Source organism: Polynucleobacter sp. IMCC30063 (assembly GCF_021395235.1).
Classification (GTDB): Bacteria; Pseudomonadota; Gammaproteobacteria; order Burkholderiales; family Burkholderiaceae; genus Polynucleobacter.
The window spans coordinates 106,653-122,018 of record NZ_JAJVCQ010000003.1; the positions used below are offsets into that span (position 1 = coordinate 106,653).

General features: G+C 43.6%; 9 protein-coding genes and 1 tRNA gene. 8 read left to right on the plus strand and 2 right to left on the minus strand.

All coding sequences use genetic code 11. The features are described 5' to 3' along the window. Nucleotides 1-7: 7 nt before the first annotated feature. The 6 genes from tssH (at nt 8) to tssA (ending at nt 11,065) form a co-directional block, all read left to right on the plus strand. Nucleotides 8-2,650: a type VI secretion system ATPase TssH gene (gene tssH, locus LZG75_RS07020; RefSeq protein ID WP_233936718.1), complete on the plus strand. Its 2,643-nt coding sequence runs from the start codon at nt 8-10 to the stop codon at nt 2,648-2,650. Nucleotides 2,651-2,829: 179 nt separating this feature from the next. Then, entirely contained in the window at nt 2,830-4,155 is a 1,326-nt protein-coding gene (gene tssK, locus LZG75_RS07025; RefSeq protein WP_233936730.1) for a type VI secretion system baseplate subunit TssK, read from the plus strand. A gap of 88 nt (nt 4,156-4,243) precedes the next feature. Continuing rightward, on the plus strand, nt 4,244-4,903 hold the full coding sequence (locus LZG75_RS07030; RefSeq protein ID WP_233936732.1) for a type VI secretion lipoprotein TssJ: 660 nt from the start codon (nt 4,244-4,246) through the stop codon (nt 4,901-4,903). Beyond that, the gene (locus tag LZG75_RS07035) at nt 4,900-5,583 is read left to right on the plus strand and encodes a DotU family type IV/VI secretion system protein (RefSeq protein WP_233936735.1); all 684 of its coding nucleotides are present in this window, start codon (nt 4,900-4,902) and stop codon (nt 5,581-5,583) included. The genes LZG75_RS07030 and LZG75_RS07035 overlap by 4 nt, the downstream gene beginning before the upstream one ends. Before the next feature lie 2 nt (nt 5,584-5,585). Next, nucleotides 5,586-9,458, plus strand: coding sequence for a type VI secretion protein IcmF/TssM N-terminal domain-containing protein (locus LZG75_RS07040; protein ID WP_233936738.1), 3,873 nt, complete (start codon nt 5,586-5,588; stop codon nt 9,456-9,458). A 2-nt stretch (nt 9,459-9,460) separates the two neighbouring features. Beyond that, nucleotides 9,461-11,065, plus strand: coding sequence for a type VI secretion system protein TssA (tssA, locus tag LZG75_RS07045; protein ID WP_233936749.1), 1,605 nt, complete (start codon nt 9,461-9,463; stop codon nt 11,063-11,065). A gap of 23 nt (nt 11,066-11,088) precedes the next feature. On the opposite strand, the gene LZG75_RS07050 is transcribed toward tssA, so the two are convergent. Beyond that, a tRNA-Leu gene (locus LZG75_RS07050) sits at nt 11,089-11,175 on the minus strand. Nucleotides 11,176-11,239: 64 nt separating this feature from the next. Between LZG75_RS07050 and rnr the strand changes: the two genes are divergently transcribed. Together rnr and rlmB are read left to right on the plus strand one after the other, a co-directional pair. Further along, complete coding sequence (gene rnr / locus LZG75_RS07055; RefSeq protein WP_233923692.1) at nt 11,240-13,654, plus strand: ribonuclease R; 2,415 nt, start codon at nt 11,240-11,242, stop codon at nt 13,652-13,654. After that, on the plus strand, nt 13,651-14,391 hold the full coding sequence (rlmB, locus tag LZG75_RS07060) for a 23S rRNA (guanosine(2251)-2'-O)-methyltransferase RlmB (RefSeq protein ID WP_233936753.1): 741 nt from the start codon (nt 13,651-13,653) through the stop codon (nt 14,389-14,391). The genes rnr and rlmB overlap by 4 nt, the downstream gene beginning before the upstream one ends. Here the strand turns inward: rlmB and tal are convergent. Further along, nucleotides 14,384-15,325: a transaldolase gene (gene tal / locus LZG75_RS07065; protein ID WP_233923690.1), complete on the minus strand. Its 942-nt coding sequence runs from the start codon at nt 15,323-15,325 to the stop codon at nt 14,384-14,386. The genes rlmB and tal overlap by 8 nt on opposite strands. Nucleotides 15,326-15,366: the final 41 nt, after the last annotated feature.

Sequence of the window (15,366 nt, forward strand, 5' to 3'; positions counted from 1 at the left end):
ATGCAGAATGCAAGTAGTTGATCTGAAATCATTAGTAGAGCGCTTGAATTCTGCTTGCCGCAGTTCTCTCGAAGCTGCCGCTGTAAATTGCTTAAATCGTACTCATTATGAGATTACACCTGAACATTTTATGCTGCGCTTGATGGATGAACAATACTGCGACATGCGTTTAATATTTAAACAAGCAAATTTAGATGGCAATGAATTTATTCGTCAGCTTGAGAGTGAAATTGAAGTAATGAAAATTGGTAATGGGGGCAAACCCCAATTTTCACCATTGTTACCTGAATTTTTTGCAGATGCATGGCTTATTACTTCGGTTGAATTGAATGACGACAAAATTCGCTCAGGCGCATTATTGGCGGCTTTTATTGCCCGTAATCACCTAATTGGAAATAATAAATACTTTGCTCTTTTCCGCGGCTTAAGTCAGGAAAAAATCATTGAATTATTACGCCAGGTTGCGCCCAATTCTATCGAAAGTAGTGGATCAAAAGCGTTGCATGGTTCGTCTGCTAATGACAAAACTCAATTGACTAGTCCAGGTCGTGAGGCAATTAATCGCTTTTGTGATGACTTCACAGCAAAGGCAAAGGCAGGCAAGATTGATCCTGTGTTTGGACGGGATGATGAAATTCGGCAAATTGTAGACATCTTAGCTCGGCGTCGTAAAAATAATCCGATTTGCGTTGGCGACCCCGGAGTAGGGAAAACCGCAGTCATTGAAGGACTTGCTTTACGCATCGTCGAGGGGGATGTTCCCGATATGCTACAGGGCGCAACAATTTTAGGCCTTGATATGGGTGCTCTTGAAGCTGGTGCCGGAGTAAAAGGAGAGTTTGAGAATCGCTTGCGTAACGTCATCAATGAGATTAAAGCCTTTACAAGTCCAGTACTCTTATTTATTGATGAGGCTCATACCTTAATTGGCGCAGGGGGTGCTGCAGGAACTAATGATGCTGCCAACTTATTGAAGCCAGCATTAGCGCGTGGTGAGCTACGCACTATTGCTGCTACCACCTGGGGGGAATATAAGAAGTATTTTGAGAAAGACCCTGCTTTAGCTCGGCGCTTTGAGTTGGTCAAATTAGATGAGCCCACTGTTGCGATGACCGTACAAATATTACGCGGCTTAAAACCTCACTATGAAGCGATGCATCAGGTTATTGTGCGCGAAGACGCTTTAGTAGCAGCCGCGGAATTGTCTCATCGCTATATCACTGGTAGACAATTGCCCGATAAGGCAATTGACTTATTTGATACTGCGTGCGCTCGAATTAAAGTCAATTTATCTTCTAAGCCCGCGATGATTGAAGATCGTGAGCGCACCCTGCAAATGCTTGAGCTCGAGCAAAAGGGAATAGAGCGAGATCAGGATAATCGCCTACCTATTAAGAAGGGCCGACTGGCTGAAATTAGCTCTGAAAAAATTTCTATTCAAAGTGAACTAGAAAAATTTTGCGACCTCTTTTCAAATGAAATGGCAGCGGCACAAATGCTTATTTCTTTGCGTCAAGAAGTTGGCGTTATAAAGCTTGCTTTACCCGTTGATTCTGTAAAACTGGCTGATCTAACTTCTCAACTTGAACAAGCAGAAAAAGTTTTAGCTCAATTACAAGAGACAGAAAAGCTGGTGCACATTGAGGTGGGGCCTGATACCGTTGCTAAAGTCGTATCTGATCGCACTGGAATTCCACTAGGAAAAATGATGCGCGATCAAGCTGCCAATGCATTACAGCTTGAGCAAGATTTAAATGAGCGTATCAAAGGCCAATCTGCTGCATTAACGCTTATAGCGGAAACGCTCAAGTCAGCACGTTCTGGTTTGCGTGACCCCAACCAACCAATGGGGATTTTTTTGCTTGTTGGTCCATCGGGCGTAGGCAAGACTGAAACTGCCTTGTCGATTGCCGAGCTGATGTTTGGTGGTGAACAGGCCTTAATCTCGGTAAATATGAGTGAGTTCCAAGAAAAACATTCTGTTAGTCGTCTGGTAGGCTCACCTCCTGGATATATTGGCTATGGAGAGGGCGGCGTTTTGACTGAAGCAGTGCGTCAACGGCCTTATTCTGTTGTTTTGCTAGATGAGGTTGAGAAAGCCCATCTTGATGTGGTGAATTTATTTTACCAAGTGTTTGATAAGGGCGTTTTATCTGACGGAGAGGGACGCGAAATTAATTTTCGCAATACCGTTATTTTCTTAACTAGTAATTTGGGCTTAGAGCAAATTACTGAGCTATGTGCGCATCAATATCCGCCAAGTACCGAGAAAGTTTTAACAGCTATTCGTCCTATTTTGTCTCAGCACTTTAAGCCGGCATTACTGGCGCGGATGACGGTAGTCCCATTTTTGACCCTGCCTGAAGAGGTCTTGCGTTCTATTGTGAGCCTAAAGTTAGCTAAATTGGCTGAGCGTTTGCATCAAAATAATGGCATTACGCTAGAGCTTGGTGCGGGGGTTATCGAAGCAATTACTCGACGCTGCACCGAGGTTGAAACCGGGGCTCGCAATATTGACTTCATATTAAAAGGCGCAATTTTGCCTTTATTGTCAAACACCCTATTGTTAGGCATGGCTGATGATGTGCAGCCATCCTTAGTTAGCCTAGAAATCGACCCGCAAGGCGAATTTAAGGCAATTTTTAGTTAAATTATGAGGATAATTATATTTTGCACCAAAATAATGCAAAATTACTTTGTCCACAGCTTTTTTGAGGGTAGATGCGTTGTTTTAAGTTATATGAAAAGGGCATAAATGCATATATCATATGGAGAATTTCTTATTTTGCACCATTTAATTCAAAAATTTATTGCCACTGAATACGCTAAATGAACTTTTCACACCCAATTTATTGGCATCAGGGGATATTTCTCCAGCCGCAGCATTTTCAATATAGCGACCAATATCACGGCACTTCATATGCAAGGCTTTTTGGCTTATCTCGAAGCCAGCCTTATGGGATTTCTGCCTTAACAATTTCCAAAGAGCGCTTAAGTGCGGGGTTTTTATCCTGTTCTATTTTGCAAGCCGTAATGCCTGAGGGTATATGGATTGATATTAGGCAAAATTCACGTTTGCCTGATCGGGATATTCGATCTTTAGTCAGTAAAGAGGGTAGTTATCGGGTTGTGTTTGCACTGCCAAAAATTACGCCTGGTTTGCCGGCTGTAGCCACGGCAGCGCACGATGGCCGTTTTGAGACGCCCGGATACCCTGAGGTATTGCCTGATTTATTTGACGATAGCCCAGATTTAGCGATTGACCGCCTTTGGTTTCGTGGTCGCTATCTGATTGGTGATGAGATCGAGACCGCCAAAGATATGTCGTTCTTAACCATTGGGTATCTAGTGGTTGAGAATAATACCGTTAGTTTGGACCCGAATTATGCCCCGCCTTGCCTGCAAATAGGGGGATATGACATTCTTAAGAATCAAGTAAATGACTTGGTCGATATTTTAAAAGTCAACTTAGCGCAACTATCCAAACTTGCGCATCCTTGGCGATTGGCGAGTGATTCAATTGAGCCCGGCTTTCTGCGAGATCGCCTTGTACAGGCTGATTTAGCCCAAGCCATCACAGAAATGCAACATCGCATTTTATTAAATATTGAGCCTGCTATTTTGTATGAGGTAACTTTGGTACTTGCTGCCCGTCTTTGCTCTTCAGGTGGCTTGAGTTTTCCTGACATGCCTGCTTGGGAAATTGAAGACCCTTGCCGCTCATTTAAGCGGATTCAAGATATTTTGACGGGTCTATTGGAGCAATTACGTGCTGGACCAGATAGCACCGCAGTCTTTCATCACCGGGGTGGTTGGTTTGAGGCCCAGGTTCCAAGCGCAGCAAGAGTTGGCCAACATTTTGCTTACTTGGTTTTGCAGGAAGTATCAGAAACAGAATTATTGCAAGCTGGCCCACCGAAGTTGGCGCCTTTGTCTCGCATTGAAACCATCGTCAGTCGTGCACTCCCGGGCGTTTTCTTGGAGCGTCTAAACCGCATTCCTTATGGTTTAGCAGAAGGGATGGGCGCTTATGTATGGGCGATTGATAATAAAGATCCATTGTGGCAAGAGGCAAATACTGCAGGCATTATCTGTTTGAATTGGCTTGATTTACCGAAGCACGCGCGAGCGCTTATTGTTTACTTTAGAGCATAATAAGTCTGCGTGCCGATCAATATACCTTTATAAAGACAGCCCAATGACCTTAGGCCGCCAAAACAGCTTAATTCGAGAAATCGCTGTTTTGACGCCTCTATTCAAAATAAGTTTGCTTTTTTGCTTCGCCTTATTATTTTCATCGTGTGCTTCAAATTCGAAAAAAGATGCATTAAAAAATGCTGACTACACTAGTGATCGCAATGGGATCAGTCTTAAGTTGGTGGCGCCAGCTAGGCTCAATTTAGTATCCAATCTGCCGCATACTTTAGCGCTTGCTGTGGTGCAACTAAATTCCTCTAAAGCAGCTTTAGCCTTATCAAAAAGTAGTCCTGATTTAGATAAATTATTATCAGGAATTCCACCAACTGATAATGCAGTACTGTCGGTAGATCGCTATGTGATTCAACCCAGTGCAGCAGATACGCTCACGATTGGGCGCGTAAAAGACGCGCAAGTCATTGTTATTTATGCTGGTTACTTTAACGCTTTGTTAGATAAACGCGTGCGGATGTATGAAATACCTGTGAAGATAAGCTCGAAAGGTTGGTTTGAGCATACCTATTCGGGTAGCGCCTTGCCTCTAAACCTTTCGATGAATTTAGGTGAAACGTCCATCGTCGATTTATCCATAATCAAATCGAATACTGATGATGATGAGGCTGAGTCTCCAAACAAAGATAACCCAACGCTTAATGGAGCGCAACCGCCTAGTAATTCTCAGCCCAGTAAGGTGATGGGTTTATGACGCGCTACCCATCAAAATATGAACAACATGCTATTTTTGCGCAGCCTTTTTCACTTTTTATGGTGGAAGTTACTGTTGCAATAGAGTCTAAAACGTTAACAGTTGAGCAATTATTTATTGAATTAAGCGAGGGCGTTAAAAATGCTCAAGCTAGCGCTAGTCATCTTGGCACTGAAAAAGATGCGGTTAGTGCAGCTTTGTTTGCAGTTTGTGTTTGGGCTGACGAGCAAATTATGAATGCGGAATGGGAGGGTGTTTCTGAGATTTGGTCTAATACTTTGTTACAAAAAGAGTTTTTTAACACCAATTTAGGTGGCGAACTATTTTATGAAAAGTTAGATACCCTATTTGGCGACACGATGATTGCGCATGATGTCTATGCACTGTGTTTGGCGCAAGGCTTTAAGGGTAAGTATGTCTTTAATTTAGAAATACAAGAGCTTGAGATCAAGAGGAAGAAAGCGATTGAAGTATCGTTAGTGTATACAGGCCTACAAAATCCCAAAGCTGAAACTTTCGCTACTATTAGCCATTTTGCTAAAGAGCCTGAGCTGATCGCTTTAGATGCTAAGGTGCTTAAGCCAATTGCCTACACAGTTATTGTTCTTATTGCACTCAGTTTATTTTTGTATTTATTTTTACAAAATCAAGCTACAGCTGTATTAAAAATGTTTAATTAATTATGCTAAAGAAAATTTTTCATATTTTTCTTATTTTGCTGCTAGTTTTAGTCTTGCTTGCTTTGGGATGGGTTTTTCAAGTCTTTTTAGATTGGCCCCCAGGCAGCATGTATTTATGGCCCATAGTTACTTTATTCGGATGGGGAACCTTTTTCCTTGCGCGCAAAGCATGGGTTAAATTTCGTGCAGCTGAGCGACTTAGAACGCAATTACCTATTGCCGAATTGGTTAGTGCTGATCCAGACTGGGCGGCTGGCGTTCAGCAATTATTAACAGCACAACATAATCAAGACAAAAATTTTCATTACGAAGAAGAGCTGACGCTAAACAATGATTTGCCACATGTTCAAGCATTTATTGTTTGGTTAGATAACTATATAGTTGAAATTCTTAATGGCAATCGTTTGCGTTTTTTCCTCGATTTTGATTGGACTCAAAAGATTCTAGCGAGACTTCATCAGAATTTAGTTGATACGCTGGAAAGAAATCGCATTGAGTTTTTATCGGTAATTCCGGGTATTACCTATTTATTTGGTAAAAAAGTACCTCAGCAGGCCGTTTTAGGCCCGCACAAAATTCATTTTATCTTTGGGATGACGGGCTCGGGAAAGAGTACGTTACTGCAACGGAGCAGCTTTGGATCGCATGTGGGCGAAACTAATCCTGATGTAGTAATTACCCCAACGCAATCTTGCCGCCTTGCATTTTTAGAGGCTGGAATCATGATTGAGGTTTCAGGCAAGCATGTTGACCCTGATATTAATACTGAGTCATGCGATGCCGGATGGAATAGTTTATTAGCTAGCATCACTGCTGATGTGAATACACATCAAATTGCCTCGGTGGTTGTTTGTGTTTCGCCTGATGAATTGTCTGGACCTCAAGCAGGCAATACTTATCAAGGCATTCAAATTATTCGACGTCGTATTGCGGATTTAATGGGGTTATCTGGAAAGCGCTTGCCAGTATATATGGTATTAACCCAAGTAGATTTGATTGGCTTCGCCCCTTTAATTAATGTTCTACCTGAAAGTCTTTTGGCACAGCCGGCTGGGGCATTATTGCCCATTGATCAATTGGCTATCACCAATACTTCTTCACAAGAGTCAGTTTTAGAAATTACGCGTTATTTGCCTTGGCTAGCTATGCGAAGTGCTGCCGATGGTTTTGAACCAGGCAATAGTGCCCTTATGGCCTCTCATGATCTGCTGAATTTACAAGAAGCACTTGATAGCGTTATTTTAGGCTTATTTAGCGCCTCGAATTATTTAGAGGCGCCAATTTATCGAGGCTTATTTTTATCGGCTGATTTAGAAAAAGCAGGTATTAGTATTGATAAGCAATCAGATGCACCACGTTTAGCATTTGGCTCTGGGGTATTAAATGATGTTCTTTTAAGGGATCGAATATTTCAACCCTTAACTTCATATGAGCGATCCATTAAACAGCGCCATAAATTAATGTGGTTTAGTTATTATTCAGGTGTCTCAGCCTTAGTAGTTTGGCTATTGGTAGGATATTCTTACCAAGCAGAAAGTATGCATCACCTTAAGCTGATGAAATTACCGCCCCCCATTAAAGCAACCGACTCGGCAAACACGTTTATAAATACAATTATTGGGATGGAACCATTTGTTGAATGGAATTTAAATCGAGAAATCAGTGGCTGGAATATTTTCTTACCTTTTTCGGGAACAACTAGCGGCATTGAAGAAAATATAAAAACCCGTTTTGTGCAAACCTATAAAATCTTTGAGCGCGATATATTGGGTAAGAAATTTCTAGGCTTATATGAAGATACCCCAGCTATCAATACCGCTTTAATTGGGATCACTCTCGATTCTCTTTTGGGGCGCATTAAAATTCTTGAGGCCGCGATGGACGGGGATTCTCTGCAGAAAATTTTATTGCTTCCTATACCAAGTGCAAAACCAATCACCTTTCTTTATCCTGATATTTCATTACAACAAGTTAATGTCGTTAATAATTTATTTTATTATTATATTTATTGGTTGGCTCAGGAGGGCAATCTCAACGAGCAGTTAAGTAATGTAAGGAAATTTTTAGAAAAAGTTGCTTTAAGTGATAAATCGCTAATGTGGGTTATGCCTTGGGCCGCTTTACAACCTAGCGTAGTTGATATTTGGCTAAGCGACTATTGGGTTCCGACTAGCAAGCCTCAGGGCGAAAAAATATTTGGACCATATACAATTCAAGGGTGGACGGCGATTCAGCAGTTCTTTGCTCGAATGAATGCCGAGCCCATATTAAATAAAATTTACGGCGAAGAAATTAGTCGTTTTGAGAAGGCCTATCAAATTCAAAGAGAGGCTGAATGGCGTAAATTTTTACTGGGTTTTGATGCCGGCAAAGATTTTTTGGTAACAAATGCCGCCTGGCAAGAAATACTAAGTACTCTTGGGGGGCCAAAGAGCCCTTATGCGCGTCTATCAAATCACATTCTGCTTGAATACCCTAATTCTGGGTCCATTAGAAATCGACCTGGCTGGGTATCGAGCATTGAGTTCATTCAAACCTTGCAGGAATCAGCATTAACCGAATCCTATTTTGGCGATATTACTAGTAAATTAAAGGTACTAGCCGCTATTTCAAAGTTAAATAATTCCAACCAAGGTACTCAGGAAAAAGACATCTCAGAAAGTAGAACTCTATTTAAAACCTATGCAGATGCTTTTAATAAAGTTCTAACTGCTGCAATTTCATCGCCAGGCAATGCTGGAGGATTGGCGATTAATTTCAGTGGCTTCGGGGTTGATCCAATGATTAAAACCTCAATATTGCGGGATGCTACAGAGGCTTTGCAACGGCTTGAAGATAAGGTGGGCGTAAAAAATCAGCCCTGGAACGAGCCCGGTTGGGTTTTGTTGGAAGGAGCATTAAAGACAACTATTGCCTATGCTTATAACCAGGCGTCTTGTACTATGCAGTCTGCTTGGAATAGCAACATCATATATCCCACTAAATTAGCTACCACTGAGGCTGAAATGTTTCAAAAAACCTTCGGCGAGCAGGGGACACTTTGGACCTTCATTGATAAAACTGCTAAGCCATTTTTAACCATCAGCGGTGCTGATTTTATTAACACCTCAGTAGATGGTTGGTCTCTAGATTGGGACGCAAACTTTATTCCTTTTTTAAATAATGCAGCAAGTGACAAGCGAGCGCGCGACGCCGCGATTAAAAAGGCCGAATTAGAGGATAAGCTGGCCAATACCAGAGATGACGTAAAAATTAAAGAAATTGATGGGCGCATTCAGGATATTGATAAAAATCAAACCAAGTTTAACCAGACTAACTTCACTATTAAAATTGATTCTTTGCCGGTACAGGCAAATACGATGGCGAAAAGCCTGCCCTTCGGTGCTGCTATAACCTTAAGTTGCGGAAGCTCACAACAACGGCTCACTCAACTGAATTTTTCTATTTCACAAAGCTTTCTTTGGAAGGCTAATACTTGTGGCGATACCGAATTACAGATTTTTGTTGGTGACCAAACTTTGACGAAAGTTTGGTCAGGCGAATTTGGGTTTAGTCAATTTTTAAATGAATTTAAAACTGGTAAGAAAACTTTTTTAACAAAGAAATTCCCTGAGCAAGCTGTGGCTTTGGATCAACTTGGAATTAAACAAATTGATGTATTTTTTAAGTTATCGGGAGCCTCTGCATTTGTTGCAGCAGCTAAACAATATCAAGAAGAAACTACTGAACTAGCAAAAATTAAAGCCGAGAAGGCAAAATTAGAAAAAGCTGTGGCAGATCGACAGGTGAAAAAGCTTGCTACCGAGCTTGCTGCTTTAATGAACAGCAAATCCAAGCCAGTCATTCCAGATAAAGTTGCTAACTGCCCTTATTAATTATGCCAATTGATTTTCAAGCTTTATTACAACCCATTTCCGCCGAGCATCCTGCCGGTGAAGATTGTCGTATGGGTGCAGATTACACCTCTATTGCTACAGAGGTTGATAAATTAACGCGTGCCAAGGATGTAGGTGCACCCGATTGGGGAAAAATTGAAACCCTTTCGACCGAGGTGCTCACGCAACAAGCCAAAGATTTTTTAGTAGCAGGGTGGCTAGCTTCTGCCTGGCTTGAAAAACAAGGTTTAGATGGCCTTTTAGCTGGTTTGAGCTTGTTTAATGGCTTATTTGACAAGTTTTGGGATACATCTTTTCCGCCGCTGAATCGTATTCGGGGTAGGCGAAATGCCATTATTTGGTGGAATGATCGAGCTAATTTATTTTTGTCCAGCGGAACACTTTCACCCATCACCCAAGAATTATTTGATGGCTTGAATCAAGGGGCAAATGCACTTGATAAAAATCTGGCAGACAAGGATCCTGATGCACCTAGTTTAGGCGACTTTATTCGGGCACTAAATAGCTTAACGGTGATTTCGCAACCGTCACCTGCTGCCGATCCAGTGGTAAGCGCAGATCCATCTTCCAATGCAGATTCTGCGCCTAACTCCAACGAAAATACTGCGAATACTTCTGGTGCATCATTAGCCAGTGCGCCAGCAAATTTAAAAGGTGCCGCAACACTTAATACGTTAGATGATGTTGAGAATGCCCTATCTTCTGTGCAGCCTTATATTGGTGATGTTGCTCAGGTATTGACTAAGCTCGATCCCTATAACCCCTTATCTGTGCGCTTAATTCGCTTTGCTGCGCGTGGTGCCATCTTAGCTTTGCCCCCCGCTACCGCTGGGGCGACATTAATTCCTGAGCCACCTCCATCTGAAATTGAAATGCTGCAATCAGTAAGCGCCGGTACAAATCCCCAGGCGACAATTGAATTTTGTGAGGCCCGTATTACCCAATACCCCTTTTGGTTAGATCTAGACCACCAGTCTGCTCAGGCCTATAGCGCTCTCGGTACTCCGGCTGTAGCGATGCAGGAGGCAGTAATTGATGAAGTATTAGCCTTTGTGAAACGATTACCTGGCATTGAATCACTCACATTCGGTGGCCAAAAGACGCCTTTTGCAGACGCTGCTACCCAAAGTTGGCTAACCGATTGTATTAATCAACGTAGCGGCGGAGGCGGTTCAGATAGCCTTGCAGTTTCGAAGAAAGCAGCAAGCCAGAGTTTAGGCGCTGGTCAAGTGGAAGCAGCCATAGGCATTTTTCAAGCCTATATTGATAATACTCGGAGTGCACGCGATCAATTTAGAGCGCGTCTTGAGCTGCTTGAGATGGTCTTAGGGGTGAAGAAAGAAGCCGATTTAGTGCCATTTTTAGCGCCATTAATTCAAGAGTGCCAAACACGCAAGATTGCCGAATGGGAGCCAGCCTTAGCATTGGCTGCCTGGAATCTCAAGTTACAGGCCCTGCATCAAGCCAGTAAAGTAGTTGATGCCACAGCTACGCCAGAAAAATTAGTAAGATATCAGGAAGAAATCAACGAGGCACTTCAGCAGATTTCGATGTTGAGCTTTGTTGACGCAGCACGTCAAATTTAGTTTATTAAAAATCGGAAATTCGGTGGTGCCCAGAAGAGGACTCGAACCTCCACAACCTTTCGATCGCCAGCACCTGAAGCTGGTGCGTCTACCAATTTCGCCATCTGGGCAATGGGCTCTATTATAGGGGGTATCTGGTTATTTTTTACTCTAATCTTGATTTGAAAGAAATGCATGTTGAAAGTAAGCAAGCGTAAGACTGAAGCTTCAGTGCAACGCGAGGCCGATCGGATTGGCACAGTACAAGGTCATCGTGATGGTTTTGGCTTTGTGATACCGGATGATGGTGGCGAAGATATTTTTTTATCGGAACGCGAAATGTCACGGGTGATGCATGGCGATCGCGTAAATGTAAAAGTGCTTGGAGTCGATCGTCGGGGTCGACCTGAGGGGCAAATTGTCGAAGTGCTGGTGCATGCTAACCGCCTCGTCATTGGGCGTTTGCTGAATGAAAACGGAGTATTGATTGTGGCCCCTGAAGATATGCGGATTGGCCACGATATTTTGATTCCCCCAAAGGGCCAAGGAAATGCTAAGTTAGGCCAAGTGGTCAGCGTAGAAATTATTGACTACCCCGATAGTTATCGGCAGGCAGTAGGGCGGGTGGTAGAGGTGTTGGGTGAAATTGATGACCCTGGGATGGAAATTGAAATTGCGGTACGTAAGTACGGGGTGCCTCATGAATTTTCAGCTGCTGTTATTAAAGAAGCCGCCGCATTACCTGACGGTGTTCTGCAAGCTGATTTAGAGGGTCGAGTTGATTTGCGCGACATACCTTTAGTGACAATTGATGGTGCTGATGCGCGCGATTTTGATGACGCGGTGTATTGCGAGCCGACCCTGTTTGGAAAGTCGAAAGCCTGGCGCTTAATTGTGGCTATTGCTGATGTTTCGCATTATGTCAAACCTGATCGTGCTCTGGACGATGAAGCCTTATTACGAGCGACCTCGGTATACTTTCCGCGGCGCGTGATTCCGATGTTGCCAGAGAAAATCTCCAATGGCTTGTGTTCATTAAATCCTGGAGTCGATCGTTTATGTATGGTGTGTGATGCGGTAGTCGATTTACAGGGCATTGTTTTGGCGTATCAGTTTTATCCAGCAGTTATGCATTCAGCACAGCGGTTTACTTACGACACCGTGTGGGAAATTTTAAGTAATTCGAAGGGGCCAGAAGCAGCTCGTTTCGCAGCATTTCGTACTGAATTAAGTAATTTATATCAACTATATAAGATTCTTGATGCAGCGCGTGAACGGCGCGGGGCGATTAATTTTGAGACCACTGAAACCCAAATTATTAGTAATGAATTAGGCAAGATTTTACGGATTGAGCCACGCATCCGCAATGAAGCCCATAAAGTGATTGAAGAATGTATGTTGGTAGCTAATGTGTGCGCTGCTGATTTATTGGCACAAAATAATCACTATAGCTTGTACCGCGTGCATGAAGAGCCTTCTGCAGAAAAACTAGCCACCTTAAGGCAAGCTTTGCGTACCTCAGCCCTTAGCTTAGCGGGGGGTGATAAACCACAGCCCAAAGACTTTGCGCGCTTAATTAAGGAAATTAAACCGCGGCCCGACTCAATGATGCTGCAATCATCGGTTTTGCGCTCCATGCAACAAGCAGTTTATCAGCCTGAAAATGCTGGGCATTTTGGTTTGTCTTATCCTGCTTACGCCCACTTCACCAGCCCGATTCGGCGGTATCCTGATTTATTGACGCATCGGGCGATCAAAGCCATTTTGCAGAAAAAAACCTATCACCCAACTCTGCCAGAGCGGGTGCCCCTGAATCTCACCTTACCTCGCAAAGGCACTGCTCGTGCGAATGCCGTAGCCGCTAAAAAATCGCATGGTGAGGCAGTGCAATCTCGCTTAGAGTCCAAAGGAATCAAAGGGCCTAAGGGTGCACAAGGTGATAAGGGTGCAAAGGGACAGCACTTGAGTTTGCCTGTTTGGGGTCAGTTAGGGGTCCATTGCTCAGCTAATGAGCGCCGTGCAGATGAGGCTTCACGTGATGTTGAGGCTTGGCTGAAATGTTATTACATGCGCGATCATTTAGGGCAAGAATATGCTGGCACGATTACCGGGGTAGCTAATTTTGGTTTATTTATTCAACTTGAGAATCTTTTTGTTGAAGGCATGGTTCATGTGACAGAATTGGGCGGTGATTATTTTCAATACGATGAGGCTCGCCAAGAATTACGCGGCGAGCGCACAGGTATTCGTCATCGTCTTGGTGATCGACTACATGTATTAGTAAGTCGAGTTGATTTGGACGCACGCAAAATTGAGTTTAGTTTAGTCAAGTCGGTTGGCGCAGAGGGCGGTGGCTCGCGGACCCGTAATTTAATGTTGGCTGCGGATACTGGGCGCCCTCATAAAAAAGCAGCTTCAAAAAAAACCCGTCCCGATAGTAAAGCGCCTGTTAAAGGCTCACAAGGAAGCGCGATTAGCGCGGCGACTGGTAGCGCGAATGGAGCCAATCGTAAGGCTGCTACCAAGAGCGGCAAGCATAAAGCAAAAGGCCGCGGAGCCCATAAACCCGCTGGTAATAAGCCGCCAGTGCGTAAAGGTAAGCGTAAGTGAAAAATATCATTTTGGGTTTTCATGCAATTCAAACCCGCTTACGTTTAGACGCCCAAAGTTTACTTGCAGTCTATTACGATCCTGCGCGCCGTGATCGCCGTATGGGTGATTTTTTAAAACAAGCAACACCATTATTAGGCGATCGCTTGCATTCTGCCAATTCTGAGCGTTTACATAGCTTGGCAGGGCATGATCGGCACCAAGGCCTTGTGGCGCTAGCAGACAAAATGACTGTGGCGAGAACATTACCTGAATTAGTAGATGGTATCGAGGGACCAGCTTTGCTGTTAGTTCTAGATGGCGTTACCGATCCGCATAATTTAGGCGCCTGTTTGCGAGTGGCGGATGGCGCAGGGGTACACGGGGTTGTGGTACCCAAAGACCGTTCGGCGCACGTAAATGCGACGGTTACTAAAGTTGCCAGCGGTGCAGCAGAGGTAGTACCTTTAATTCCAGTAACAAATTTAGCGCGCAGTATGAAAGAGTTAAAGGAAATGGGTATTACCTTAATTGGTACCGATGAAGAGGCCGAGTTATCAATTTATGATCTTGATTTAACTGGCTCAATTGGCATTGTGATGGGCGCTGAAGGTGATGGTATGCGGCGATTGACGCGCGAAAACTGTGACCAGTTGGTGCGTATTCCGATGCAGGGCGTGGTCGAAAGCTTAAATGTTTCCGTTGCCAGTGGGGTTTGTTTATTTGAGGCAGTAAGACAACGCTTAGCTCTTATTTAAGTAATTGTTCTAATTTTTCAATATCAGCACAGAAGCTGCGAATGCCTTCGGCGAGTTTTTCAGTCGCCATGGCATCATTATTGAGTTGTAAACGAAATGCGGCTTCCTTCGTGTTGAGTTCAGTAGCCGATAAGTCATTCAGGGCTTCTGCATGTAACTGGCGTACGACGGGTATGGCACTATCTTGTAGGTTAGACAGTAATTCTGGGCTAATGGTTAACAGATCACAGCCGGCTAGCTCAATGATTTGCCCTATGTTGCGAAAGCTCGCTCCCATCACCTCTGTCTGAATACCAAATTGTTTGTAATAGCGGTAAATACGTTTAACAGAATTGACGCCAGGATCACTGGCGCCGCCATGAGTAGCATCCACCCAATTCGTTCCTAAGCGGGTTTTATGCCAATCGGTTATGCGCCCCACAAATGGAGAAATAAGGGTTGCCTTGGCTTGGCCACAAGCCGCTGCTTGAATTAAGGAAAACAATAAGGTCATATTGCAATGAATACCTTCAGCCTCCAGTTGTTTAGCGGCCTGAATGCCTTCCCAAGTAGCAGCTAATTTGATTAATACGCGCTCTTGATCAATACCTTGTTTTGCATACAGGGCAATGAGATGACGTGCTTTGGCGATGGTTGCGGAGGTATCAAATGATAGTCGGGCGTCAACTTCTGTTGAGACCCGACCTGGCACAATTTGGAGGATTTCTAAGCCAAAAGCAACTAAAACATGGTCCATGAGCTCGGTGGCGCTTGCCTGTGGATGCGCTTGCTGAACTCCTTTAACCAAATCTGCATAAGCACTTTGTTGCACGGCTTTCAGGATTAAAGAGGGGTTGGTAGTGGCATCTTGCGGCTGAAATTGGCGCATCCGTGCAAAATCGCCGGTATCGGCTACAACGGTGGTGTACTGTTTAAGTTGATCGAGGCTATTCATCGGTATTTATCTTCTTTTGACATATCATAATGAATTCAGAG